Raw genomic sequence first — 23,813 nt, forward strand, 5'->3', positions numbered from 1 at the left:
GAGAGCGCCAGCCGGCTCGTCCGCTCCCGCTCTCCCGAGACCTCTTCCATGTCCAAAATGTCTGCTTCCGCTGCCGCTGACGCGGCAGTGTCGCCCGGCGACCATCGCACGTCTACCGGCTCCGCGATCGCCGGCGCGGCACGCCGCCTTCTTCCCCATCTCGAACAGAGCCGACGCGTCGACGCCGCAATCCTGCGTGCGGCGATGGAATCCGCCTTCGGCGCGTCGGACGCCTCCGGCGCCTGGGACTGGAAAATGAGCTACGACGCCTGCGAGGCGGCGACAGTCCTTTTCCTGCGCAAATACGGAAAGGCGCTTCTCCGCAAAGCCGGATCTCCGGCCGCCGCCCTTCCGATGCTGTCGAAAATCGCAGACCGCTTGCCGACGCATACGCGCCGATCTGAGGAGAGCGAGTCCTTCCAGCAATTCTCGACGCCGATCCCGCTCGGCCTTGCGGTTCTCGCCGCGGCGGCGATTTCACCCGCCGACCGCGTTCTCGAACCGTCTGCCGGCACGGGATTGCTCGCCGTTCTCGCCGAGATGGCCGGCGCATCCGTCATTCTCAACGAGCTCGCCGAGACCCGCGCGGAGCTTCTCTCTCTTCTTTTTCCCTCCGTTCCGGTCACCCGTTTCAATGCGGCGCAGATCGACGATCACCTCGATCCGGCGATCGTTCCTTCCGTCGTGCTGATGAACCCGCCGTTTTCGGCCGTGGCGAATGTCTCCGGCCGAATGGCGGACGCCACCTATCGTCACATCGCCTCCGCGCTGGCGCGATTGGCCGACGCCGGCCGCCTGGTCACGATCACGGGCGCGAGGTTCGCGCCCGACGCACCCGCTTGGCGAGACGCCTTCATCTGCCTTCAGCAACGCAGCCGCGTCGTCTTTTCCGCCGCGATCGATGGCGCCGTCTACTCAAAGCATGGCACGATGATCGACACGCGCTTGACCATCATCGACAAACTGCCAGCAGACGATCCGACTGTCTTTCCGGCGTCGCCCGGCACGGCGCCCGATGTCGCAACGCTCCTCGCCTGGATCGACGAGCTGGCGCCGCCGCGCCTGCCGGTCGCCTTGTCGGCGCCGGCCATCGGTCCGCGGCGGCGCACGGCGCCGGCCGTTTCCGTTCGAAACGCTCCGGTTCGCCGAGAGACGCTCGACCGCGCGCCCGAGGGTGCCGCGCTCACCTATGAGACCATCGACTGGGCGCCGCCGGAAGGCGCTCACCTGACGGATGCGATCTATGAAGAATACGGATTGCAGTCGATCCGTATTCCCAGCTCTCAGGCGCATCCCACCAAGCTGGTGCAGTCCGCCGCGATGGCCTCCGTCGCGCCGCCGAAGCCGAGCTATCGGCCGCGGCTGCCGGCGAGCATTGTCTCGGACGGCCTTCTCTCCGACGCGCAGCTGGAAACAGTGATCTACGCCGGCGAAGCTCATTCGGCGTTTCTCGCCGGCTCATGGACGGTCGACGAGACCTTCGACGTCGTCGCCGCAGCGCGCGACGGCGCGGAGAACGCCGTCCGCTTTCGCCGCGGCTTCATGCTGGGCGATGGGACCGGCGCCGGCAAGGGCCGTCAATCAGCAGGCATCATCCTCGACAATTGGATGCAGGGCCGCCGCAAGGCGCTGTGGATCTCCAAATCCGACAAGCTTCTCGAGGATGCGCAGCGCGACTGGTCGGCGCTCGGCATGGAACGCCTGCTCGTCACGCCGCTTTCGCGCTTCCCCCAGGGCAAGCCGATCTCCCTGCAAGAAGGTATCCTATTTTTGACCTACGCTACGCTGCGGTCCGACGAGCGCGGCGAGAAGGTTTCCCGCGTGCGGCAGATCGTCGAATGGTTGGGTCCCGATTTCGACGGGGTCATCATCTTCGACGAGAGCCACGCCATGCAAAACGCCGCCGGCGGCAAGGGCGAACGCGGCGACCAGGCCGCCTCGCAGCAGGGCCGCGCAGGACTTCGTCTCCAGCACGCGCTGCCGAACGCGCGCGTCGTCTACGTCTCGGCGACCGGCGCCACCACGGTCCACAATCTCGCCTACGCCCAACGTCTCGGCCTTTGGGACGGCGAGGATTTTCCGTTCGCGACCCGCGCCGAATTCGTGGAGGCGATCGAAGCCGGCGGCGTCGCGGCGATGGAGGTGCTCGCCCGCGATCTTCGCGCCCTCGGCCTCTACACGGCGCGCTCGCTCAGCTACGACGGTGTCGAATATGAGCTGGTCGAGCATCGGCTGACGCCGGAGCAGACGCGCATCTATGATTCCTACGCCGAAGCCTTCGCCGTCATTCACAATAATCTCGACGCCGCCATGCAGGCGGCGAACATCACCGGCGCGACGGGGACGCTCAACCGGCAGGCCAAAGCCGCCGCGCGATCGGCGTTCGAATCCGCCAAGCAGCGTTTCTTCGGCCATCTGCTGACGAGCATGAAGACGCCGACGCTGATCCGCTCGATCGAGCGCGATCTGGCGGAAGGTCACGCCGCCGTCGTCCAGATCGTCTCGACCGGCGAAGCTTTGATGGAGCGCCGTCTCTCGGACATTCCGACCGAGGAATGGAACGACGTCCAGGTCGACATCACGCCGCGCGAATATGTTCTCGACTATCTCGCTCATTCCTTCCCGGTGCAGCTCTACGAGCCCTTCACCGACAGCGAAGGCAATCTGTCATCGCGACCCGTCTTCCGCGACGGCCAGCCGGTCGAGAGCCGCGAGGCGGTCGCCCGTCGCACTGCGCTGATCGAAAAGCTCGCCTCCCTGGCTCCGGTTCCCGGCGCGCTCGACCAGATCGTCCAGCGCTTCGGGACCGACATGGTCGCCGAAGTGACCGGCCGCTCGCGGCGCATCGTGCGCAAGGGCGACCGCCTCGCCGTCGAAAGCCGCGCCGGCTCGGCCAATCTCGCCGAGGCCGCCGCCTTCATGGACGATCAGAAGCGTATCCTCGTCTTTTCCGACGCCGGCGGCACCGGGCGCAGCTACCATGCGGAACTCTCCGCTCGGAATCGACGGCTTCGCGTCCATTATCTGCTCGAGCCCGGATGGAAGGCCGACACGGCGATCCAGGGCCTCGGTCGCACCAACCGTACCAATCAGGCGCAGCCGCCGCTGTTTCGGCCGATCGCGACCGATGTGAAGGCGGAGAAGCGCTTTCTCTCCACCATCGCGCGCCGGCTCGACACGCTCGGCGCGATCACCAGGGGCCAGCGTCAAACGGGCGGCCAGGGCCTGTTCCGTCCCGAGGACAATCTCGAGAGTCACTACGCGCGCGACGCGCTGCGCCAGCTCTATCTGCTGCTCGTCCGCGGCAAGATCGAGGGCTGCTCTTTGCAGACCTTCGAAGAGGCGACGGGACTGGCGCTGACGGATTCAAATGGGATCAAGGACGACCTGCCGCCGATCACCACCTTCCTCAATCGACTGCTGGCGCTCACCATCGAGCTCCAGGGCATGCTGTTCACGGCCTTCGAGCAATTGCTGAACGCCAAGGTCGAAGGCGCCATCGCCGCCGGCGTCTATGACGTCGGTCTCGAGACGCTGCGGGCCGAGAGTTTCCTCGTCACCGACCGCCGGACCATTTACGTCCATCCCGGCACAGGCGCGGAGACGCGCCTGCTGACGATCACGCAGCGCGAACGCAATCATCCGCTGACGCTCGATCGGGCGCTCGATCTGCAAACCGATCGACACGCCGTCCCGCTCGTCAACGAGCGTTCCGGCCGAGCGGCGATCCAACTGCCTGCACCGTCGCTGATGCTCGATGATGGCGAGATCGAGCGGCGCGTGCGCCTCATTCGGCCGATGGAGCAGCATTACGCAACTCTGAAGATGATGGCCGAAAGTAACTGGATCGAGGCCGATCGGGACGCCTTTGCCACTACGTGGAGCGCCGAGGTCGCCGCCGTTCCGGAATTTTCCGACAGCACGATCCATATCGTCGCAGGCCTGCTGCTGCCGATCTGGAAACGCCTCCCGAAGGATTCGACGCGGGTCTATCGCCTTCAGACCGATGACGGCGAGCGCATCATCGGCCGCCGGGTCACGGCCGCCTGGGTCGCCGGAACTCTCGCGAACGGCGCCGCCGAACTGTCGGCGGAGGACGCATTCGCTGCTCTGACGGATGGCCGCGCCATCCTCCACCTTGCCGAAGATCTCCAGCTTCGCCGTGTCCGCGTCATGGGCGTGCACCGCATCGAGCTGTCGGGGTTCACCGACGCGATGCGCGAACGTCTCTCCGCCTACGGGCTGTTCCACGAGATCATCTCCTGGAAGCTGCGCATGTTCGTGCCCGTCGACGCGAACGGTTCGGCGGTGCTGGCGAAGCTGATGGAGCGCTATCCGCTCCAGCGCGTCAGCGAAAAGGAGGCCGCGTGACATGGCTCGTCCCGACGCTTCCGATCTCGCGCAGCGTCTCGGCCGTCAGGCCGAGGCGGTGTGCCGTCATTATCTCCACAATGGGCATCGCGAAGGCCGATATTGGCTGGTAGGCGATGTTCGCAACACGCCCGGCCGCTCCATGTTCGTCCGGCTGATCGGGACGAAGAGCGGCAAGGGCGCCGCCGGCAAATGGACCGACGGCGCGACTGGCGAGCATGGCGATCTTCTCGACGTCATCCAGGAGAGTTGCGGCTTTGCCGAATTCAAGGACACTGTGGACGAGGCGCGCTCGTTCCTGAGACTACCGCGTCCGGAGCCGGCGTCGATGACGAAGAGGACGAGATCGCGTTCGACACATGCTGACTCTCGGGAGTCGGCGAGGCGGCTCTTCGCCATGTCGCAGCCGATTACCGGGACTCTCGCAGAAGCGTATCTGCGCAATCGCGGCATTACGGCTTTGCACGAATCCGCATCGCTCCGCTTTCATCCGCGCTGCTATCACCGGCCAGACGAGCACTCCCCGACCGAAATCTGGCCGGCGATGATCGCCGCCGTCACGGACCTCGACGGGCGCCTGACCGGCGTGCATCGCACCTGGCTCGATCCTCGCGGCTTCTCGGAGACGACGCTCGGAAAGGCGCCGATCGAAACGCCGAGACGAGCGATGGGCGATCTCAACGGCCATGCGGTCCGTTTTGGCGTGGCGGGCGAGGTCATGGCGGCGGGCGAAGGCGTCGAAACTGTTCTGTCGCTGCGATCTGCGCTTCCGACCATGCCGATGGCGGCGGCGCTCTCGGCGGCGCATCTCTCCGCCATGCTCTTCTCCGACACTTTGCGCCGACTCTACATCGCGCGAGACGACGATCCGGCCGGTGACGGCGCGGTGACGGCGTTGATCGACCGGGCGCACCAGCTCGGTATCGAGGCGATCGTGCTGTCTCCGGCGCTCGGCGACTTCAACGAAGATCTACGGCTGCTCGGGCTCGATGCGCTTCGGGCCGCCATACGTGTGCAGATCGCCCCGCAGGACGTCGCGCGCTTCATGGAACTGGCGGCATAGGCCCGGGCTGAAGAGCGGACGGTCGCTTTCGGCGCATTCACGTCATGGTGAATGATGACGTTTCCTGAATTGTCGGAGAGGTCCGCCCCCACGGCCTTCTTCAGAGGGCGATCGATCGGCAGGCGGCTCGGATCGGCAACGGCTGCGGCCGGCTATTTTCCGGCGCGGCCTGCGGCCGCTTTCCATCGCGAGACAAAATAGCCGGCCTTCGCCGTCCTCCGCTGCGCTGCGGCCCTTCGCTTCGCTGCGGGTGCAGATCCGCTCCGCCTGCCGCTTTCGTCGCCATGAAGGCCGCGATGGGCGCGGTCGATCCGACGAAAGGAAGCGCCATGATCACCGATCGCGACGATGACCGCCACGAGCCGCCGCACGCGTCATCCCCGACCGACCATATTCTCCAGGAACTCCAGCTCTACGGCTATCGCCCCTTTCAGGACGAACCCGATCCGAGGCCATTGCCGGAAGGGCGCATCGTCTCGGGCGCCGTCGCCGACATCTTCGACGCGCTGATCGCGGCATTGCAGGACACCCGCCTCGAGCCGGATCTCGGCGACCTGCTCTGGTCGACCGTCAATCTCTTTCACCGCGCCGTGGAGCGGATCGAGCGCGAACTCGACGACAATGAGCAGGCGCAACGCCGCTCGCAGCGCGAGCAGGATGGCGGCGAGGTGAAATCCGTCGAGCTGGAGCGCCTCACGGCCGAAGGTCAGACGCTCCTCGAGCGCCGGGACGCTTTCGAGCTGATGCGCGATCAGGCCGCCGAGCATTACGAACGCCACACCGGATCGTCCTGGCGACCGCGCGGCGGATCGATGGTCAATCACCGCAATCTCACTTCGGCGATGATCGACAGCCGGGACTTTCTCGCAGCGAAGAAGCGCTCCGAAAACGAGGTGCTCCTGCCCCCCGGTCCGAAGATCGCCGTCACCGGAGGCCTCGACTTCAATGACCATCGCCTGATCTGGGCCAAGCTCGACCAGGTTCACGCCAAGCATCCCGACATGGTGCTGCTGCATGGCGGCAGTCCGAAAGGCGCCGAACGGATCGCCGCACGCTGGGCCGATCACCGCAAGGTTCCGCAGATCGCCTTCAAGCCCGACTGGGCCAAGCACGCGAAGGCCGCGCCCTTCAAGCGCAACGACGCGATGCTGGACGTCCTGCCGATCGGCGTCATCACCTTTCCCGGAACTGGCATCCAGGAAAACCTCGCCGACAAGGCGCGCAAGCTCGGAATTCCGGTTTGGCGCTTCGGCGCAGGCGGCGCGTGAGCGCCGCCGACCATCAGAGCCGGAAATGCCCCGAAACGCAAAAGCGTGTCGCCGCGTTTCCGTAAAGCCGTATTTCAGTCGGGAGAGCCGAGCACGGCGATCCTCGCGGCGCGCGTGTAATACGCCAACTCGGCATCATCGTCGATGATCTCATCGAGCAACGCTTTGATGTCGCTTAAATCCGAGTTGGACTGAAACGGCCCGGGCTGCCCCTCGATCGTCAACGCTGCGATGGCGAGCGCCTTCTTCACGAGATGCAGATCTCGCCCCGTGAACTCCGTCATGCCGATCTCCTGAGCTGTTCGCTCTGCAGATGCACGTGACCCGCCGACAATTGAGGAGGTTCGCGCGATCCGCGACCGGGCTGCATGATTTCGAAGCGATCGCCTCCTGTCGGCGAGCGCCACCCCGCTCTGATCGGCGCTGATCCTCTATCCGGCCGATGGCCTGACGCCATCAACCCACGAGGGGTCGGCTACGCGAGCGTGCCGCCGCTTCGGTTTCACCTGCGCGGTGATCGCGGCCATCGGCCGGACACATCGGGCGCCTGTCGCGCGGGGATGGCCCCCGCCTCAGCACAGGAGCTGATCGATGTCTCGAAACCTCACATTCGCCCACGCTCGCGGTTGGGACCTCGCGAACACCCTCATGATCTGCGTCGTCGTCTTCCATGATGGCGCGGGAGACTACGGCGTCATGCCGTCGACCGAATACGACGGCGATCCCGCCGACATCATACATGAATTTGATCCCTTCCCATCATGAAGGAATCTGCCACCACGAACGGCGAAAATCCTACGGGGATTTTCGCTCGCCCTGTCTCATCTTTCCGGCTAGACTCGCCGCTGCGCCGCGGCGGTGGTGGAAGGCGCGCTCGTCAGACCTTTGTCTTACGGAGACCACCGCGATGATCATCTTCGGACCTCTTCTCGTCGTCGCCGGCATCGGGTTCTTCTGCTGGCTACTGTTCACGCTCGCCGTCTTCGCGCTCCCCTTCTATGCCGGCCTGACGCTCGGTGCCTGGGCTTTTCACACCGGCGCCGGCTGGCTCGGCGGAGCAATCGTTGGCGTCATCGCCGCGGGCGTCACATTTGCGGTCGGGCAACTGGCGCTCGCCTTCGCTCCCTGGACATGGCTCCGGCTCGCCATCGTGCTCGTCTACGCTGCGCCGGCGACAGTCGCCGGCTATTACGCCACGCACGGAATTGCCCAGATGGCTATGCCCTCCACGACATGGCAGATGATTTTTTCGCTCGTCGGCGCGGTCGCGGTTGGCATCACCGCTTTGGTCCGCATCGCTGGAGCGACCCCGCTGGGACGGGGAGAAACACGTCTCGCGCGGGCCTGACGCCGCTCCAGCTGCTCCGATCGACGCATGTCGATCTGCATCTCTCCGAGGTCATCGTCGTGACACGGCGGCTATGATGGCGGCGAGTTCCAATCGTTGTGGCGCGCCGGTCGAATTGTGATGCACCTTCCTTTGGCGGCTGCGATCTTCTGGTCGGGCGACAATCGGCAGTGCCGACGGCATTTCGATATGCGGCTCGGAAGTGACGACGAAATTTTCCAGCCGGACAAAGGATTGTCATCATCGTCGGCACTCGTCGCCGAATCTTTCCGGTCGCACATGGTCGCCGAACTCTCCCCGATATCCGTCGGGCCGAGCGCTCCATAACGGCCTCTTTGATGGGCGCATCTGGCCGAAGGCCGGGCTACGCCTCGATCGCCTATGCGGCAATGGCGCGATCGACTTTCTTCCCCTGACGGCTACGCCGTCATTCCTCGCGAGGCAACAAAGTCGCTCTTGCGCCATCCTCCGCTGACGCTGCGGTCGCGAGCGATGCCGCGTCGATCGCCTCCGGCCCTTCGATCGCCATCGAGGCCGCAATGGCGCGGGCTCGGAACTTCAGATCGAGGAGAATTCCAATGGCGACCATCGGCACCTTCAAAAAGACCGGCAACAACGAGTTCACTGGCGAAATCGTCACCCTTTCCGTCCAGGCGAAGAACGTTCGCATCGTTCCCGAAACCAGCCGATCCGGCGAGAATGCGCCCAGCCACCGCGTGTATGTCGGCAGAGTGGAGCTCGGAGCCGCCTGGTCCAAGCGCTCCAACGAGGGTCGCGATTATCTCGGCCTCAAGCTCGACGATCCGAGCTTCAACGCCCCGATTTTCGCCAACCTCTTCGACGACGAGAGCGGCGAGGGCTACAGCCTGATCTGGTCCCGCCCGAGCCGCCGCAACGGCGACTGACCGATATCGCGCCCCGCCTTCCCGGCGGGGCGCGTGCCCTGCAATCGAGCGTGCTTTGTCTCCACGAAAGCGAAAAAATGACCCCTGAGCGGTTATCGACTGAGGCCATCGCCTTGGCGGATGCACTCGAGCTTTCCGAAATGGCTAAGCCTTGTCAAAGACGGCGAGTTGAATAAGAGTTGCATGTGAACAGCCTTGCATAGGAAGAATCCGGGTTTCGGGGGGGGGGGCGCATGGGTTTAGTGCGTAATCTGTCAGTCCGAGTGCCATGGCACGACCGTGCCTGGGACGGTCATGTCTGCGCGGACCCATTGGGCAACAGCTCCTGTCTTGCCCTCAAGCTTATTGCCGAAAACCGTAAGGACGATATCGAGGTAAAGATCCCGAACGAAGCGTTCGATGGACTGCAACCAAATCGGATGCCTCCTTGCCTGAGAGCAAGCGGAAGCTTCCTGAGCTCTCGGTCCTACTCGTTCGAGAGCGTGATGTCGTACTCCACGTGGAGCAAGGACCATAAGCACATACAGCCGCGCCCGGTTCATATACCGGCTTGGGGTGCGCTCACGATTCCCTACCGATGGATGCTGAAAGAGAGTGGCTTCGCGATTGCCGATGAGCTGGAACTCGAAGCCGATAAGGACCGGGAGCCGGATAGCCCAGACTGGCTGGCGCGCACAAGCTGGATACAGGGTTTTGGCAATCAGGAGGCGCTGCTTGACGCTTTCGCGGCGCCCTTAATTGAGGATGAAAGCCTTGTCCTGTTTTATGCGACACGGACGCCCCTGTGCGATGATGAGCGCCGCGTTGTGCTTGGCGGAGCCCTGCTAAGCAAAAAGCATGGCTTGCAAGAATACACCTACGACAATGCACCGAAGTTGGCAATTCGGGCGATGGTATGGGAGCGGCCGATTCAGCATTCGATACGCCCATCAAAGAACGGCGGAGGTTTCACAGGCGGTTTCGTGATGCCCTATCATGAAATGCTCAAGGAGCTGGAGAAGCGACCCGAGCTGAATCCCGTCGACTATATAGCCTTCGCTCCAAATGACTCGCGGCTTCAATTCTCATACGGCAGCGAGCATGTCAGCCATGGGGCTGCCGCTGCGGCACTCGTTGCCGCCCGCAACGCGCTGGAGCGGACATCGGAAGTCCTGACGGGACCTTGGGACCGCTACATTCGGTGGATCGATGAGCGGTTAAGTCGCCTGTGGAAGCTTCAGGGTCCGGCTCCGGGTTTAGGCGTCGTGCTGTCTGCCCTACACTCAGGTTTCAACGGCACACTGTTCGCAATGACACTCGCTAATGAATTAGAGCTCAACGTGGACCCATGGCCGATCATCGATAAGATTTTTACTGGAAAACAGAAGCCACCCGCAAGTGCGCCCGAGATTACCAGTATGATGCGAAGGCGTTGGGAGCGCATCAAGGCCGACGGCGAGAAAATGGATTCCCTGAAGCTGCTTGCGCGCTTGGAGCTGAAGGGCGAACAGGCTGAGCGCGCGCTTGAAATCGAGGCAAAAATCCTCCTCAACAATCCCTATGTGCTGTTCGAGAATGACCGGACGGCGTACGAACCCATCTCGTTCGGCACTGTAGACCGTGGGATTTATCCGGGAAAAGAAGTCGCGACCGCGCATCCATTGCCACCGAAGTGCAATGCGATTCTCACTGAGTATGACAACGAACACCGGTTGCGTGCTGCCTGCGTCGAAATCCTTGAGAACAGCACACAGGACGGCCACACGTACCTGCCGATCGACAAGGTAAAGGACGCAGCAAAAGAACTATCAGTGGTTCACGACATTCCTCTGGACAAGGACACGGTGGACATATGCCGCGATGACTTCGTCCCAGTCGTCGCGGTCACTGGCAAAGGTGACGGCATAGCCGTGCAGTTGGATCGGTATGTGACAATTGGCAGGCTGCTAACCGGCGCCATAAATGACCGCATGCAGAACGCGCCCAAGCCCATATCTGTGGACTGGCGCGCGCTGATGAAGGAGAGGTTTGGCGATATTGCCAAGGGAGACGTTGACGAAGACCGCGCGCGGATGGAGAAGTCGTCGGCTCTCGAATGCCTTGCCGCCAATCGCGTCAGCATGTTGATCGGACCTGCTGGGACCGGAAAGACCACCGTCATTCGGTTCTTGCTATCGCAATCGGATATTGTCGGTTCCCGTGTGCGGCTGTTGGCGCCGACGGGCAAAGCGCGCGTTCGGTTGGCGCAGGAAACGGATCAAAAACACGTACAAACCGTCGCACAACTCCTGCTCGGGACACGGTTCGACGCCGATACCGGGCGCTACTACACAAATGCGGCGGCGCCTAAGACGGAAGCCACAACCTGTATCGTGGATGAATCGTCGATGCTGACAGAGGACATGCTGGCAGCAATTATCGATGCCGTCCCAGCGAATTGCAGGCTTATTCTCGTGGGCGATCCGTATCAGCTACCGCCTATCGGCGCCGGTTGTCCCTTCGTGGACATCATTGAATATCTGAAGAAAGCGCATAACGGCAAAGGGGTCGCGGAGCTAAGGACGCCACGGCGCCAGGATGAGATTTCAATGGGCAAGCGCGAAGGCGTTACGCCTGTGCTTGAGCGGTCGGACGTACAACTCGCCGCGATCTTTTCGGGCCGCGACCTGCCGCCCGGCGATGACGAAATCGTAGTCAACGCTATTGCGGGAAAGAACGATGAAACCGTTCGCTATCGCCGTTGGGAGAAGGTTGCCGATCTTCCTGACCTCATTGATGACGTACTGTTGGAGGAGTTCAATTGCAAGAAAGACGATCTAGTCGCCGAGGTCGAACTGTCCCTCGGTGCGACTCGTAACGAAAAAGGCTATCTGAATTTCGATCGCGCCTGTTCCGAGGCAAGCGCCAACTGGCAGATTCTGAGTGTCAACCGGAATGGCCCTGGCGGGTCAATTTATCTCAATAGGCGAATCAAAGAGCGCTTGCGGGCGAAACGGCTGAATGACGCAATCGACTCAAACAAGGTCCCCCACTACCGCGACTGGATGAGGTTCATCAAACCCCGCGGAGCAGAGCAGATCGTATATGGCGACAAGGTGATCTGCGTGCGCAATCACAAGCGCGCAGCTTATGTCTACGGAACGACGGACAACGGGGAAAAGGAATTTCTTGCAAACGGCGAGATTGGAATGGTGATTGGCCAGCGCGTATGGGGAAAAAGAAGTCCGTCATTCACTCACATCGAATTTTCTGGGCGCCACGACCGCAATTTTTCGTTCTCGCGCTCGGCCTTCTCCGAGGATGGCCAACCTTACCTCGAGCTCGCCTACGCGATCACTGTGCATAAGGCTCAGGGAAGTGAGTTCGGCGTGGTTTTGCTAATACTCCCTTCCGACAGCCGCCTTGTGTCACGCGAGATGCTGTACACGGCGCTCACTCGCCAAAAGCGGAGAATTTGGATTCTGCATCAAGGGGCGTTCGATAAATTCCTCTCACTTCGTCAGTACGTGTTCTCGGACATCGCCGGTCGGTTTACGAACTTGCTCCACACTCCGAATCTACAGGCGCCGCGTCTCGTGGCAGATGTGCCACTCGGCCTAAAAGGATCACAACGAGGATTTCTCGAAGAGCGCCTGATTCACCGGACGTTTCGGGGCGAAATGGTCAGCTCAAAGAACGAGCTCATTATCGCCAACATCCTCTATGAGCTGGAGAAGCAGGGACATCTGAAGTACCAGGTCGAGCCGCGCTTGCCGTTCGACGACGGGCGTGGACGTTGGGCGGACTTCATCATCGAGGCCAATGGCAAGAGTTGGTACTGGGAGCATTGCGGCCGGCTGGACGACCAATCCTACCGCAATCGGTGGCAGCGGAAGCTGAAGCTCTATGCTGGTAACGGATATGCACTGTATTCCGATAAGAATCCGGACGGGCGGCTGATCGTCACCGAAGATGGCCCCGAACAGGGCATTGATTCACCGGCAATAGCGGAATTGGCGCGGAAGCTTTTCGCCACGTGATGGCCCGCCTTGATGAGTTAGTGCTTTGCGGACAGGCTAATGCCGCTGAGATTTTCTTTTGATCGACGACGCCGCCGCCGAAACGGATACCAGGGCCTTCAGAGCGAGCGTCCCTGCCTGGCGCCAAATAGACGTCACGCCAGTTCCGGCCGACCTTCGGCCGTCTGGCGAGTTCAGCCGCGAATTTTCGGCTTGCTGCGCTTGAAAAGCTCAGCGGGCTCGACGCCGAATGCATCAGCGATCCGACCGACAATATTCACCCTCGCCGACACATCGGCGCGCTCAATCGCGCCAACATAGCGAGAACTCAGCTGCGCCTTCTCGGCGAGCGCTTCCTGCGTCCATTTCCTGGCGTTACGCAGGCGACGCACATTTGTCGCTATGACCTCCTCGATTTCCATGGTGGCATGGAAACCGAGTCAAGAACGTTCATTCCAGGAACGAACATTCCTATTCGTCGGCGACCATGCTACGCTCGACATCCGCTGACGCTGTGGGTCTTATCCAGATCGCACAACGCGATGCGCCGATTGCATCACCCGTGGAATAGAACACCGACCAATCCTGGGATATAATCCCGCTGTCTCGCCATGAATTCGCCCGCATAGAGCGACAGGCAGGTCCGCAATGAGTGTGCCAGCCTTCGACGATCGTCCGCCTCTCACCGAGCACGTGAACGCCTACGACGAGCGTCACCTCACGACCTACCTGCGACTGCTGGACGCCGCCGAAGAAGGCGCCGATTGGCGCGAGGTCGTCGCGGTGATTTTCGGGATCGATTCAGAGCGCGAGCCGGAACGGGCGAAGATCATCCATGAAAGCCATCTGGCCAGGGCGAGATGGATGTCTGCAGCCGGCTATCGGCAGCTCTTGGGCACGCGCCCGCAATAATCTCTCGTCTCGCCTGCCATAAAAAGGTCATGGGGGCTTGCGGCACGCGATGCAGCCCTTTGGGCTAGTTTTGGTTCTGACATTCCGGAATCGTCGTGACCGCCGCTCGAGCTACGAGGCCAAGCCGAGGAGCGCTTCATGCCGACGAATTTTTGGAAATCTCCTGATTCTATCAAGCAATTGAACGACCTGGACCCTTCCGGTTTCGCGCTCGAATTCCTGCGCCGGAATCCCAAATATCGCCAGGATTATCGCGAGACGCTGAGGCGGATCGAACGCGGCGCCGCCGACGAAGCGACCGCGCTTTCGAGCCTCGCGCGTCGCTGGGGGTTGCAGTTTCGCTCATGACCCGGAATCTCCGGCAGGAAGGGAGCCAGCGCTCTGGCTCCCTGAGGTCGATCCCGGCACGCTGATCATCGCTTCGGCGCCGCCCCGCTTCGCGGCGGATGGGACCTTCGATCCGACGGCCTTCGGCAAGGTCGTCGCCGACAGGTTCGACGACCGCGACAGGCGGGTCGTGATCAGCGAGGTTCGAGGCGAGATTCATGTCTGGATGAACGAAGGCGCGCCGCGCCATCCAGCGATCATCTTGCCGCTCGACGCGTCACTCGAAATCCGGCTCGAAAGCGCGTCGCGATTCGTTCGCCTCCTTCAAGGAGGCGCCGCAGGGCCGCTACCTCGCGCGCTACAGTTGACCGCGCAGCGACGCGCGCGTCTCATCCTGTTGCTGCACGCTCTGGATTTCCGGCTCGGCGGCGCGGGACCACGCGACATCGCCGCGGCCCTGATCGACGCCGAGGACGCGGCTCTTCCCGCGCTCGAGTGGAAGAGTTCGGCGACGCGCCGCAAGGCGAACCGTCTCATCCATGATTCCATCGCGCTGATGAACGGCGGCTACAAGCGGCTGCTGCGTGGCGGCTGATGAACCTTCCGCATTCTCCGTTTCCTAGGACATCCCAGCGTGCGCCTCGCGGAAGGGGGGACACGGACCGGCCTCAAAACTTCGTCCTCCCCCTGCGCTTCTCTTCTCCGCCACGGTGATCTCGAAACGCCGCGACGTCCCTGCGGCGCACCTCGCCACTACGGAGGCGTCTCTTGCGCGACAAATCACCCGAGGGCGCCACGCGCTTTGTCCGGACGCACGAAGCCGCGCGAATGCTCAGCCTCTCCGCGCGCACGCTCGAAAAATACCGCTGTCACGGCGCCGGCCCGACGTTCCGCAAGCTCGGCGGGCGCGTCGTCTATGCGATCGAGGATCTGCAGGCCTGGGCCGATGGGGCCGCCTGCCGCTCCACGTCCGACCCGCAATATGTCGAAGCGCGCGACGCCGTCCGCGTCGACACCGGCGTGCGCATCGCCCGCCCGAACTCCCACCGCTGAGGCGACGCCGCCATGTCGCGCCGCCTCCCCGTCATCTCGAGCGAGCGAAGCCGGCTCCACCCCTTCGTCATCGCGACGGGGGACGCATCCCCCCGCGATCAGCGCGATCTCATGGAGCGGCCGTTCTTCTCGCTCGCCAAGGCGAAGCGCACGACGCCGATCTTCTACGAGGCGGCCGGCGCGCGCGTTGAAGTCTTCGCCATGCCCGAGCACGGCATGGCGACCATCTGGGATGCCGATGTGCTGATCTGGGCGGCGAGCCAGATCGTCGAGGCCGAGAACCAAGGCCTCACGACTTCCCGTTTTCTGCGCTTCACGCCCTATCAGCTCCTCAAAGCGGTCGGACGCGCGACCGGCGCCCGCGACTACAAGCTGCTGAAAGGCGCGCTCGCCCGCCTGCAATCGACGGCCATCTGCACCACCATTCGCAACGGCGAGCACTGGCGTCGTAGCCAGTTCTCCTGGATCAACGAATGGGAAGAGTGCGTGACGCGCGACGGCCGCGTCGAAGGCATGGAATTCGTTCTCCCGGAATGGTTCTACCGCGGCGTCGTCGACCGCTCGCTCGTGCTCGCGATCGACCCAGCCTATTTCCGGCTGACAGGCGGCGTCGAGCGCTGGCTCTATCGCGTGGCCCGCAAGCACGCCGGTCGACAGAGGCAGGGCTGGATTTTCGACATCCCGCATCTGCATCAAAAATCCGGCAGCCTCGCGAGGCTCAGGGATTTCGCGATCGACATCCGGCTCATCGTGTGCCGGCAGTCGCTGCCCGGCTATCGCCTGCGGATCGAGCACGAGGGCCGGCGCGAGCTGCTGCACATCCTGCCGGCCGACTTATCCACAGCCCCTGTGGATAAACCTGTGGAAACACTCGGGACTTCGGGCGCGCATGCTATCGGGACTTCGGGCGCGGCCCTATCGGGACTTCGGGCGCGCGGAGGGCAGCTAACCCTCTGGCCCGCTGAAAAAATCCCGGCTCTTAACTTAGAGTCTAACAGAGACTCTAACTTTTGTTTGCGCCCGGCCGGTGTGGAAATCACATCCGAGCGTTCGCGCGCACCGAAACTTCCGTCTGAAAAGAATACGCCTGATACGACTTTCCGTAAATCCGGCTTTACGGACGATGCGACTTCCGAAGCGCCTCTTCCTTTTGGCGAAAGCGAAGGACGCGCGTCATGATCGTCGCGCTGCTCAACCAGAAGGGCGGCGTCGGCAAGACGACGCTCGCCCTGCATCTCGCCGGCGAATGGGCTCGGCAGGGAAAGCGCGTCACGCTGATCGACGCCGATCCTCAGGGCTCGGCGCTGGACTGGTCACAGCAGCGAGCGCGCGAGAACCTCTCGCGGCTGTTCACCATCGTCGGCCTGCCGCGCGACACGCTCCACCGTGAAGCGCCCGAGCTGGCGCGCGGCGTCGACCATCTCGTCATCGACGGTCCCCCGCGAGTCGCCGGATTGATGCGCTCGGCGCTGCTCGCGGCCGATCTGGCGCTGATCCCGGTGCAGCCGTCACCCTTCGACGGCTGGGCGTCGGCCGAGATGCTGGCGTTGCTCGGCGAGGCACGCATCTATCGCCCACAGCTCGCCGCCCGTTTCGTGCTGAACCGCTACGCCGCGCGCACCGTCATCGCGCGCGAGACGGTCGAGACGCTCGCCGATCACGATCCGCCGGCGCTCTCCGCTACGATAGGTCAGCGCATCGCCTTCGCCGACGCCGCGCAGACCGGCAGGCTCGTCTGCGAACTCGCCGACGATACGCCGGCCGCGCGCGAGATCGTCGCGCTCGCCGCCGAGGTCGGGAGGATCGCGCCATGACGATCTTCGCGGGAATTATGCACGACCTCTCGTCGTCCGACGACGGAGGCGCCGCATGAACGAGCGCACTGCAAAGCGCGGCTTCGCGGCGCGTCCCGGCGACGCCGAGGACTGGATCAAATCGGCAAACGCTCCCGCCCGGCGCGCGAACGACGCCAGCGGATTCACCGCACGCCTGACGATCGACGTCACGCCGACGCAGCGCGGCCGCATCAAGGTCGCCGCTTTTCGGCGCGGCGTCACCGTCGCCGACATGCTGCGCGACCTGCTCGCACGTGAATTTCCCGACGATCCCGGAGAAACATCATGAACGACAACGAGCCGCAATCCGCTCGCGTCGAAGCGCCGCCCCATCGCGGCGCCGCGCCTCTCACCCATGTCGAGCTGACCTGGATCGAAAAGAAGATCGAGTTCCGGATTCGCTTCGGCCATCGCGCGGCGGACAAGATTCTCGACCGCCGCCGCCGCATCGCCAGCTTCGCTCCCGGCAGCATCTTCTGCTTCGTCCGTTGGGCGTCGAACGACTTCGGCACGGTGATTTCACGGATGGACATTGTCCGCGCCGTCGGAGCCGGCGAGCGCTATCAGACGCTGCCCTTCGTGCGGCCCGGCGGCGAGATCCTGCTGCGCGTCGACGCCTGGCCGAGGGTCGAGCGAGCGCTCCAGGTGATCGACGCCATAGAGGCGATCGGCGTCGACCCCACCGACGCGTCGCCCGACTATTGGCGGCATTTACACAACCGTCTCGCCGTCGGCGACGAGCCACGCGCCTACACGCGCGAGCAGCATGACGCGTGGCTGAAGCGCCGGAGCGTCGCGCCATGATCCGCCTCGGCTATGTCACGGCGACGCTCTCCTCCGTGCTGCTGATCGGCGGCCAGTCCTTGGCTCCCGCCACACCATGGCTTGTCTGGAACGCCACGGCGAGCACGCCGACAGGACTCTATGCGCTTCAGGCCACGGGCCGACTCCGCGCTATGCAGCTGGTGGCAGTCCGCCCGCCGGAACCCATCGTGAGCTTCCTCGCTGACGGCGGCTTCCTGCCGAAAGGCGTGCTTCTCTTGAAGCATGTCTTGGCGCTCCCCGGACAGAATGTATGCCGCGCCGGCTCCACCGTCACCGTCGATGGCGTCGACGTCGGCGAAGCGCGAGATCGCGATCGCCTCGGTCGTTTGCTGCCGAACTGGACCGGCTGCCGGACGCTGAGGGTGGCCGAGGTTTTCCTCATGAATCCGACCGTCCCGGACAGCCTCGACGGCCGCTACTTCGGTCCGCTCCCCGTCGCATCGATCGTCGCTCGCGCAGTTCCGATCTGGACCGACGAAGGAGGCGACGGCCGCTTCGTCTGGCGCGCCGCCGTCGACTGACACCCGCATGATTTTACCACCCAAGGAGAACTCCGATGACGCAGATCGGTCGATTCATGCGCACCAAATCAGGCTATTCCGGCGCCGTCCGCACGCTGTCGCTCGACGCCCAGATCGTTCTCGTTCCCGCCGACCATAGTGGCGCGGAGAACGCGCCAGACTACCGCATCCTGCTCGGCGACGAGGAAGGGCCGGAGATCGGGGCGGCATGGAAGCGCATCGGCAAGAAAGCCGGCGACTATGTTTCGCTGCTCCTCGACGATCCAGCCCTGACGCAGCCGATCCGCGCCAATCTGCTCCAGTCGAGCGAAGACAAGTCCAGCTGGATTCTGCACTGGACCCGACTTCAGAAGCGCAACGAGCGGGGCTGACCACATGCGCTCCGCACTCCCGCTCATGTGCAAATCGGACCGCCCAAACCGTGCCTGCACGCGCGCGCGATTCACGCTCCTTCTTCTTATCGGCCTCGCCTCAGCCTGCACACTGGGCGGAGTCATGCCCGCGAAGGCAGCGCCGTTCGATCGTCCGACCGATGGCGAGCCCTATGCCGTCCACGTCACAGAGGCGGCGCGGCGTTTCGGCATTCCCGCGGCATGGATTCGCGCCGTCATGGCGATCGAAAGCCGCGCCCGACGAGACGTTATCTCGCCCAAGGGCGCGATCGGGCTCATGCAGATCATGCCGGACACTTGGACGGAACTGCGCAGCCGTTACACTCTTGCCGGCGATCCTTTCGACGCACACGACAACATTTTCGCCGGCGCCGCGTACCTGCGCGAATTGCACGATCGCTACGGCTCGCCGGGCTTCCTCGCGGCCTATAATGCAGGACCGCGCCGCTACGAGGATTATCGCGACGGGCGCCGGTCATTGCCATCCGAGACCGTCGCCTATGTCGCGGCGCTGCTCCCTCTCATCGATGGAAATGGTAGCGCTCGACCTGTCATTCGCACTGTCTCCGGTCTTTCACCGTGGACGAAGGCGCCGCTGTTCGTCGAACAGCTCGACAGCGCACATACCGCCAATCATCCGGCGCTAGTCCAGACAGCGACCGACACGACAGCTGTTGCCGTCACGCGCGATCTGTCCGCCATCGCGCCTCGCTCCAACGGCCTGTTCGTCGCGCTCTCGTCGACGGAGCACGCGCAATGAACCAGCATCGCTGTTGCCGTCGGACTGCCGACATTTGCGCACTGAGGGACCCCGTCGCCGCCACTTGCCCTGCGAGGAACGCGTGCGGGCGCATTGCGAGCGCGGTTTGTGAACAATTCGCACTCCAGCGTTTCCCAACGCAATGTGGTGAAGAGAGAACGGCGAAAGGCAATTCAGCGCAGATCACGACCGGACTACGGCGAGATAAAAGCGCCTGCCACGCCGGCAGACAAGTCGCTGTCGCGACTCGTCTTTCCTCTGGCAGGCCGGTCGGTCGTTGGCAGGTTTCGGCAAATCCACGTGGAGTTACAAGGCTTCGACTTGCACACCACGTTCTCGGAGCCGCCGTTCGTTCCGACGAGGCGTTCCGATGAGCCGGGAGGAGAAAGACTTCCGCGTCCGGCCGGGGCGGGTCCGCACGACGCGCGCGCAGAAGCCGAAGAGCTTCGTCGCTGAGGTTCTGAAAGCCGCGCGCAAGGCCGGACCTGCGACGCCGCATAGCGGCGCGCGATCCGCTGCCGCGGGCGGCTCCGGCTTCGGGCGCGGGCGCTCCGCCTTCGGCCGCGCCCGCCTCTTCGATCCGGGCCGCCGCGTCGTCGTCAAGGCGCGCGTCGTTCGCCACAAGGGCCGCAGCTTTCGATCGGCGCCGCTGTCCGCGCATTTTTCCTATCTGAAACGCGACGGCGTCAGCCGCGACGGAGAGAACGGCGTCATGTTCGACGCCGCGAACGATCGCGCCGACGATCGGGCCTTCGCCGAGCGATGCGAAGACGACCGGCATCATTTCCGGTTCATCGTCTCGCCCGAGGACGCCGGTGAGATGACCGACCTCAAAGCCTTCACCCGCGATCTCGCCGGCCGGATGGAGGCCGATCTCGGAACGAGGCTCGATTGGATCGCCGTCGATCATTGGAACACCGCCAATCCGCATGTCCATCTGCTGGTGCGCGGCGTCGACGAGACCGGCGCCGATCTCGTCATCGCCCGCGACTATATCAGCCACGGCCTGCGCTCACGCGCGGAGAACATCGTTTCCATCGAACTCGGCCCACGCTCCGAACATGCGATCCGCACGGCGCTCGAGCTCGAGGTCGACGCCGACCGCTGGACACGGTGCGACGCCGCCATTCGCTTCGCGGCCGACGAGACGGGCCTGGTCGACCTGCGCCCGGCGAGTCCTGGTCCAGACGATCCCGAATTGCGCCGCCTGATGGTAGGCCGCGCTCAGAAGCTCGAGCGAATGGGACTCGCCGCCTCCGCCGGTCCCGGCCAGTGGATGATCGGCCTGGAAGCGGAACGAACCTTGCGCGATCTCGGAATGCGCGGCGACATCATCACGACCATGCACCGCGCCTTCGCCGAGCGCGGCCAGGACCGTGGAGTCGGTGATTATGCCCTCGATGCTGCGCCTTCGGAGTCGCCGATCGTCGGGCGGCTGGTCGACAAGGGACTGCACGACGAGCTGAGCGGAGAAGCCTATGCCGTCATCGACGGGACTGACGGCCGCGCCCATCATGTCCGCTTCCGCGGCGTCGAGGCGTTCGAACATGCCCCGCCGATCGGCGGCGTCGTCGAGGTGCGGCGCTTCGGCGGCTCCGACGATCCGCAGCCGACGCTCGTCCTGGCGACGCGCTCGGACTTCGATCTCGACCGCCAGATCGGCGCGTCTGGGGCGACATGGCTCGATCACCGTCTCATCGAGAGCACGCCGACGCCGCTGGCGATGGGTGGATTCGGCGGCGAGGTCCGCGCGGCCATGAAAGCGCGCGCCGAGCATCTCATCGCCGAAGGACTGGCGCAGCGCCGAGGCGGACAGGTCATTTTCCAGGGCGACCTGCTCGCGACGTTGCGCGGCCGCGAGCTGAATGACGTAGCCGCGAAGCTCTCGGCCGAGACCGGCCTTCCGCACACGCTGGCCGCCGCCGGCAATCAGGTCTCTGGCGTCTATCGTCAGCGCCTCGTGCTCGCTTCCGGACGCTTCGCCATGATCGACGACGGTCTCGGCTTCCAGCTCGTGCCCTGGTCGCCGACGCTCGAAAAGAAGCTCGGCCAGCATGTCGCCGGGACGACGCGAGACGACGGCGGCATCGAATGGAGCATCGGCAGAAAACGAGGATTGGGCTTGTGACGATCGGTGAATCTCGATCGCCGGTTCACGCGCCAGTATTTTTTCGTCTCGGTTCGCCACGCTACGATCGCGACGCGAACACGCTTGAATGCGCTCGGACCGCGTCTTTGTCTCGACGCCTCGCTCTATTCGAATGGAGGCGTCCATGTGGGCGACCAGGATTCTTTGGGGCCAAATTCTCGTCGTATCGCTCATCGTGCTGACGACGATATGGACGGCGACCGAATGGACCGCCTGGCGCCTCGGCTTCCAGCCGCAGCTCGGACATCCCTGGTTCGAGTTCGCCCATTTCCCCTTCTATCCGCCGCCCGCCTTCTTCTGGTGGTGGTATGCCTTCGACGCCTATGCGCCAGCGATCTTCGTCGAAGGCGGCTATATCGCAGCCTCGGCCGGACCACTCTCCATCGCGGCGGCGATCGCCATGTCGATTTGGCGCGCGCGCGAGGCCGACGACGCCGAGACCTATGGGTCCGCCCGCTGGGCGCGGCCCGACGAGATGAAAGCCGCTGGCCTGCTCGGCCCCGACGGAGTCGTGCTCGGCCGGCACGAAAGCGCCTATCTGCGTCACGACGGACCCGAGCATGTCCTCTGCTTCGCCCCGACACGCTCCGGAAAAGGCGTAGGGCTGGTGGTGCCGACGCTGCTCACTTGGCCGGGCTCGGCCATCGTCCACGACATCAAGGGCGAGAACTGGCAGCTCACCGCCGGCTTTCGCGCCCGCCATGGCCGCGCCCTGCTGTTCGATCCGACCAACGGCGACTCGGCCGCCTATAATCCACTGCTCGAAGTGCGCAAAGGCGAGTGGGAAGTTCGCGACGTGCAGAATGTCGCCGATGTTCTGGTCGACCCGGAAGGATCGCTCGAGCGCCGGAACCATTGGGAGAAGACCAGCCACTCCCTGCTGGTCGGCGCCATCCTCCACGTCCTCTACGCCGAAGTCGACAAGACGCTCGCCGGCGTCGCCGCCTTCCTCTCCGATCCGAACCGGCCGATCGAGACGACGCTACTGGCGATGATGACCACCCGCCATCTCGGCGACGCCGGTCCTCATCCCGTCATCGCCTCGGCCGCGCGCGAGCTGCTCAACAAATCCGACAATGAGCGTTCGGGCGTCCTCAGCACCGCCATGTCGTTCCTCGGACTGTATCGCGATCCCGTCGTCGCGAGAGTGACTCGCCAATGCGACTGGCGGATTGCCGATCTCGTGTCCGACGCGCGTCCGGCCACGGTCTACCTCGTGGTGCCGCCCTCCGACATCAGCCGCACCAAGCCGCTGATCCGACTCGTGCTCAATCAAATCGGACGCCGCCTGACCGAGGAATTGCGTCCGACCGGCCGACGTCACCGCATGCTGCTCATGCTCGACGAATTCCCGGCGCTGGGACGGCTCGACTTCTTCGAGAGCGCGCTGGCCTTCATGGCCGGCTATGGCATCAAGAGCTTCCTGATCGCACAATCGCTGAACCAGATCGAGAAGGCCTATGGGGCGAATAATTCCATCCTCGACAATTGCCATGTGCGCGTGTCCTTCGCGACCAATGACGAGCGAACCGCGAAGCGGGTGAGTGACGCGCTCGGCGCCGCGACCGAGATGAAGGCGATGAAGAACTACGCCGGGCATCGGCTTTCGCCCTGGCTCGGTCATTTGATGGTGTCGCGCTCCGAAACGGCGCGCCCGCTGCTCACCCCCGGCGAGATCATGCAGCTTCCACCATCCGACGAGATCGTCATGATGTCGGGCCTGCATCCCATCCGCGCGAAGAAAGCCCGCTATTATGAGGACCGCCGCTTCGCCGATCGGATTCTGCCGCCGCCGAAAGACGCGCCTCACGCGCCCCGACCGGATGACTGGTCTACCCTGCCGGTCCAGCGCCCAGCAACCGACCTCCTCGCGCGGTCGACAGCGGAGGACGAGGCCAATGGCGGGTTGCGACGTGAGCCGGAGTTGCCCGACCATGTCGCGATCGTGAAGGAGACGACGCCGTCGCATCGAGGCATGAACGAATTCGCCATGGTCGACGATACGCCCGAGCAGGCCGTGCGCCAGCAAGAAATCATCCGGCAACGCATGGGCGGCGTCGCGCGCCAGGGTGCGATGGACCCGGCCGACGGCCTCGATCTGTAGGAG

General features: G+C 63.9%; 22 protein-coding genes. 20 read left to right on the forward strand and 2 right to left on the reverse strand.

Annotated elements, in window-relative coordinates:
• The first annotated feature begins 48 nt into the window (after positions 1-48).
• The 3 genes from FMZ75_RS12545 (at position 49) to FMZ75_RS12555 (ending at position 6,702) form a co-directional block, all read left to right on the forward strand.
• Complete coding sequence (locus FMZ75_RS12545; RefSeq protein WP_166143184.1) at positions 49-4,371, forward strand: strawberry notch family protein; 4,323 nt, start codon at positions 49-51, stop codon at positions 4,369-4,371.
• 1 nt (position 4,372) lies between these two features.
• Positions 4,373-5,434, forward strand: a complete 1,062-nt coding sequence (locus FMZ75_RS12550) for a toprim domain-containing protein (RefSeq protein WP_166143186.1) — start codon at positions 4,373-4,375, stop codon at positions 5,432-5,434.
• 329 nt (positions 5,435-5,763) lie between these two features.
• Entirely contained in the window at positions 5,764-6,702 is a 939-nt protein-coding gene (locus FMZ75_RS12555) for a DUF2493 domain-containing protein (RefSeq protein WP_207783419.1), read from the forward strand.
• Between the two features lie 74 nt (positions 6,703-6,776).
• Here FMZ75_RS12555 and FMZ75_RS12560 read toward each other — a convergent pair whose 3' ends face one another.
• On the reverse strand, positions 6,777-6,986 hold the full coding sequence (locus tag FMZ75_RS12560; RefSeq protein ID WP_166143190.1) for a hypothetical protein: 210 nt from the start codon (positions 6,984-6,986) through the stop codon (positions 6,777-6,779).
• Positions 6,987-7,293: 307 nt separating this feature from the next.
• Between FMZ75_RS12560 and FMZ75_RS12565 the strand changes: the two genes are divergently transcribed.
• From FMZ75_RS12565 to FMZ75_RS12585, 4 genes are all read left to right on the forward strand, one after another.
• Positions 7,294-7,467: a hypothetical protein gene (locus tag FMZ75_RS12565; protein ID WP_166143192.1), complete on the forward strand. Its 174-nt coding sequence runs from the start codon at positions 7,294-7,296 to the stop codon at positions 7,465-7,467.
• A gap of 142 nt (positions 7,468-7,609) precedes the next feature.
• Positions 7,610-8,050: a hypothetical protein gene (locus FMZ75_RS12570; protein ID WP_166143194.1), complete on the forward strand. Its 441-nt coding sequence runs from the start codon at positions 7,610-7,612 to the stop codon at positions 8,048-8,050.
• A gap of 578 nt (positions 8,051-8,628) precedes the next feature.
• A complete protein-coding gene (locus tag FMZ75_RS12580) occupies positions 8,629-8,955 on the forward strand; it encodes a DUF736 domain-containing protein (protein ID WP_166143196.1) in 327 nt (108 codons plus the stop codon).
• A 311-nt stretch (positions 8,956-9,266) separates the two neighbouring features.
• A complete protein-coding gene (locus tag FMZ75_RS12585; RefSeq protein WP_166143198.1) occupies positions 9,267-12,953 on the forward strand; it encodes an AAA family ATPase in 3,687 nt (1,228 codons plus the stop codon).
• 173 nt (positions 12,954-13,126) lie between these two features.
• Here the strand turns inward: FMZ75_RS12585 and FMZ75_RS12590 are convergent, their stop codons facing one another.
• The gene (locus tag FMZ75_RS12590) at positions 13,127-13,354 is read right to left on the reverse strand and encodes a helix-turn-helix domain-containing protein (protein WP_166143200.1); all 228 of its coding nucleotides are present in this window, start codon (positions 13,352-13,354) and stop codon (positions 13,127-13,129) included.
• A gap of 226 nt (positions 13,355-13,580) precedes the next feature.
• On the opposite strand from FMZ75_RS12590, the gene FMZ75_RS12595 reads away from it, so the two are divergent.
• The 13 genes from FMZ75_RS12595 to FMZ75_RS12655 all read left to right on the forward strand — a co-directional run bounded on the left by FMZ75_RS12595 (position 13,581) and on the right by FMZ75_RS12655 (position 23,810).
• Positions 13,581-13,844 carry a DNA -binding domain-containing protein gene (locus FMZ75_RS12595; RefSeq protein ID WP_166143202.1) on the forward strand — a complete coding sequence of 88 codons (264 nt, stop codon included), beginning with the start codon at positions 13,581-13,583 and terminating at the stop codon, positions 13,842-13,844.
• A 138-nt stretch (positions 13,845-13,982) separates the two neighbouring features.
• Positions 13,983-14,192: a transcriptional regulator domain-containing protein gene (locus FMZ75_RS12600; RefSeq protein ID WP_166143204.1), complete on the forward strand. Its 210-nt coding sequence runs from the start codon at positions 13,983-13,985 to the stop codon at positions 14,190-14,192.
• A 241-nt stretch (positions 14,193-14,433) separates the two neighbouring features.
• Entirely contained in the window at positions 14,434-14,766 is a 333-nt protein-coding gene (locus FMZ75_RS12605) for a DUF2285 domain-containing protein (RefSeq protein ID WP_246728939.1), read from the forward strand.
• Positions 14,767-14,999: 233 nt separating this feature from the next.
• Positions 15,000-15,224: a DNA-binding protein gene (locus FMZ75_RS12610; protein ID WP_246659723.1), complete on the forward strand. Its 225-nt coding sequence runs from the start codon at positions 15,000-15,002 to the stop codon at positions 15,222-15,224.
• Between the two features lie 12 nt (positions 15,225-15,236).
• Entirely contained in the window at positions 15,237-16,403 is a 1,167-nt protein-coding gene (locus FMZ75_RS12615) for a replication initiator protein A (protein ID WP_166143209.1), read from the forward strand.
• A complete protein-coding gene (gene parA / locus FMZ75_RS12620) occupies positions 16,400-17,038 on the forward strand; it encodes a ParA family partition ATPase (RefSeq protein WP_166143211.1) in 639 nt (212 codons plus the stop codon). The genes FMZ75_RS12615 and parA overlap by 4 nt, the downstream gene beginning before the upstream one ends.
• Before the next feature lie 55 nt (positions 17,039-17,093).
• On the forward strand, positions 17,094-17,348 hold the full coding sequence (locus FMZ75_RS12625) for a hypothetical protein (protein ID WP_166143213.1): 255 nt from the start codon (positions 17,094-17,096) through the stop codon (positions 17,346-17,348).
• A complete protein-coding gene (locus FMZ75_RS12630) occupies positions 17,345-17,863 on the forward strand; it encodes a DUF2840 domain-containing protein (protein WP_166143215.1) in 519 nt (172 codons plus the stop codon). The genes FMZ75_RS12625 and FMZ75_RS12630 overlap by 4 nt, the downstream gene beginning before the upstream one ends.
• Positions 17,860-18,405, forward strand: coding sequence for a S26 family signal peptidase (locus FMZ75_RS12635; RefSeq protein WP_166143305.1), 546 nt, complete (start codon positions 17,860-17,862; stop codon positions 18,403-18,405). The genes FMZ75_RS12630 and FMZ75_RS12635 overlap by 4 nt, the downstream gene beginning before the upstream one ends.
• Positions 18,406-18,440: 35 nt before the next feature.
• Positions 18,441-18,776 carry a DUF736 domain-containing protein gene (locus FMZ75_RS12640; RefSeq protein WP_166143216.1) on the forward strand — a complete coding sequence of 112 codons (336 nt, stop codon included), beginning with the start codon at positions 18,441-18,443 and terminating at the stop codon, positions 18,774-18,776.
• A gap of 124 nt (positions 18,777-18,900) precedes the next feature.
• Positions 18,901-19,557: a lytic transglycosylase domain-containing protein gene (locus tag FMZ75_RS12645; RefSeq protein WP_246728940.1), complete on the forward strand. Its 657-nt coding sequence runs from the start codon at positions 18,901-18,903 to the stop codon at positions 19,555-19,557.
• A 370-nt stretch (positions 19,558-19,927) separates the two neighbouring features.
• Complete coding sequence (locus FMZ75_RS12650) at positions 19,928-21,685, forward strand: DUF3363 domain-containing protein (protein WP_166143218.1); 1,758 nt, start codon at positions 19,928-19,930, stop codon at positions 21,683-21,685.
• 145 nt (positions 21,686-21,830) lie between these two features.
• Positions 21,831-23,810: a conjugal transfer protein TraG gene (locus FMZ75_RS12655; protein WP_166143219.1), complete on the forward strand. Its 1,980-nt coding sequence runs from the start codon at positions 21,831-21,833 to the stop codon at positions 23,808-23,810.
• Positions 23,811-23,813: the final 3 nt, after the last annotated feature.

The sequence above is a fragment of the Methylosinus sp. RM1 genome (assembly GCF_011378635.1).
Lineage (GTDB): Bacteria > Pseudomonadota > Alphaproteobacteria > Rhizobiales > Beijerinckiaceae > Methylosinus > Methylosinus sporium.

Bases quoted from the DNA above. Each gene is read 5' to 3' on its own strand.
- FMZ75_RS12545 (WP_166143184.1), top strand. From the start codon at position 49: ATGTCCAAAATGTCTGCTTCCGCTGCCGCTGACGCGGCAGTGTCGCCC.
- FMZ75_RS12565 (WP_166143192.1), top strand. From the start codon at position 7,294: ATGTCTCGAAACCTCACATTCGCCCACGCTCGCGGTTGGGACCTCGCG.
- FMZ75_RS12600 (WP_166143204.1), top strand. From the start codon at position 13,983: ATGCCGACGAATTTTTGGAAATCTCCTGATTCTATCAAGCAATTGAAC.
- FMZ75_RS12555 (WP_207783419.1), top strand. From the start codon at position 5,764: ATGATCACCGATCGCGACGATGACCGCCACGAGCCGCCGCACGCGTCA.
- parA (WP_166143211.1), top strand. From the start codon at position 16,400: ATGATCGTCGCGCTGCTCAACCAGAAGGGCGGCGTCGGCAAGACGACG.
- FMZ75_RS12595 (WP_166143202.1), top strand. From the start codon at position 13,581: ATGAGTGTGCCAGCCTTCGACGATCGTCCGCCTCTCACCGAGCACGTG.
- FMZ75_RS12610 (WP_246659723.1), top strand. From the start codon at position 15,000: ATGCTCAGCCTCTCCGCGCGCACGCTCGAAAAATACCGCTGTCACGGC.
- FMZ75_RS12615 (WP_166143209.1), top strand. From the start codon at position 15,237: ATGTCGCGCCGCCTCCCCGTCATCTCGAGCGAGCGAAGCCGGCTCCAC.
- FMZ75_RS12655 (WP_166143219.1), top strand. From the start codon at position 21,831: ATGTGGGCGACCAGGATTCTTTGGGGCCAAATTCTCGTCGTATCGCTC.
- FMZ75_RS12560 (WP_166143190.1), bottom strand. From the start codon at position 6,986: ATGACGGAGTTCACGGGGCGAGATCTGCATCTCGTGAAGAAGGCGCTC.
- FMZ75_RS12580 (WP_166143196.1), top strand. From the start codon at position 8,629: ATGGCGACCATCGGCACCTTCAAAAAGACCGGCAACAACGAGTTCACT.
- FMZ75_RS12640 (WP_166143216.1), top strand. From the start codon at position 18,441: ATGACGCAGATCGGTCGATTCATGCGCACCAAATCAGGCTATTCCGGC.
- FMZ75_RS12650 (WP_166143218.1), top strand. From the start codon at position 19,928: ATGAGCCGGGAGGAGAAAGACTTCCGCGTCCGGCCGGGGCGGGTCCGC.
- FMZ75_RS12630 (WP_166143215.1), top strand. From the start codon at position 17,345: ATGAACGACAACGAGCCGCAATCCGCTCGCGTCGAAGCGCCGCCCCAT.
- FMZ75_RS12590 (WP_166143200.1), bottom strand. From the start codon at position 13,354: ATGGAAATCGAGGAGGTCATAGCGACAAATGTGCGTCGCCTGCGTAAC.
- FMZ75_RS12635 (WP_166143305.1), top strand. From the start codon at position 17,860: ATGATCCGCCTCGGCTATGTCACGGCGACGCTCTCCTCCGTGCTGCTG.
- FMZ75_RS12625 (WP_166143213.1), top strand. From the start codon at position 17,094: ATGAACGAGCGCACTGCAAAGCGCGGCTTCGCGGCGCGTCCCGGCGAC.
- FMZ75_RS12645 (WP_246728940.1), top strand. From the start codon at position 18,901: ATGCCCGCGAAGGCAGCGCCGTTCGATCGTCCGACCGATGGCGAGCCC.
- FMZ75_RS12570 (WP_166143194.1), top strand. From the start codon at position 7,610: ATGATCATCTTCGGACCTCTTCTCGTCGTCGCCGGCATCGGGTTCTTC.
- FMZ75_RS12550 (WP_166143186.1), top strand. From the start codon at position 4,373: ATGGCTCGTCCCGACGCTTCCGATCTCGCGCAGCGTCTCGGCCGTCAG.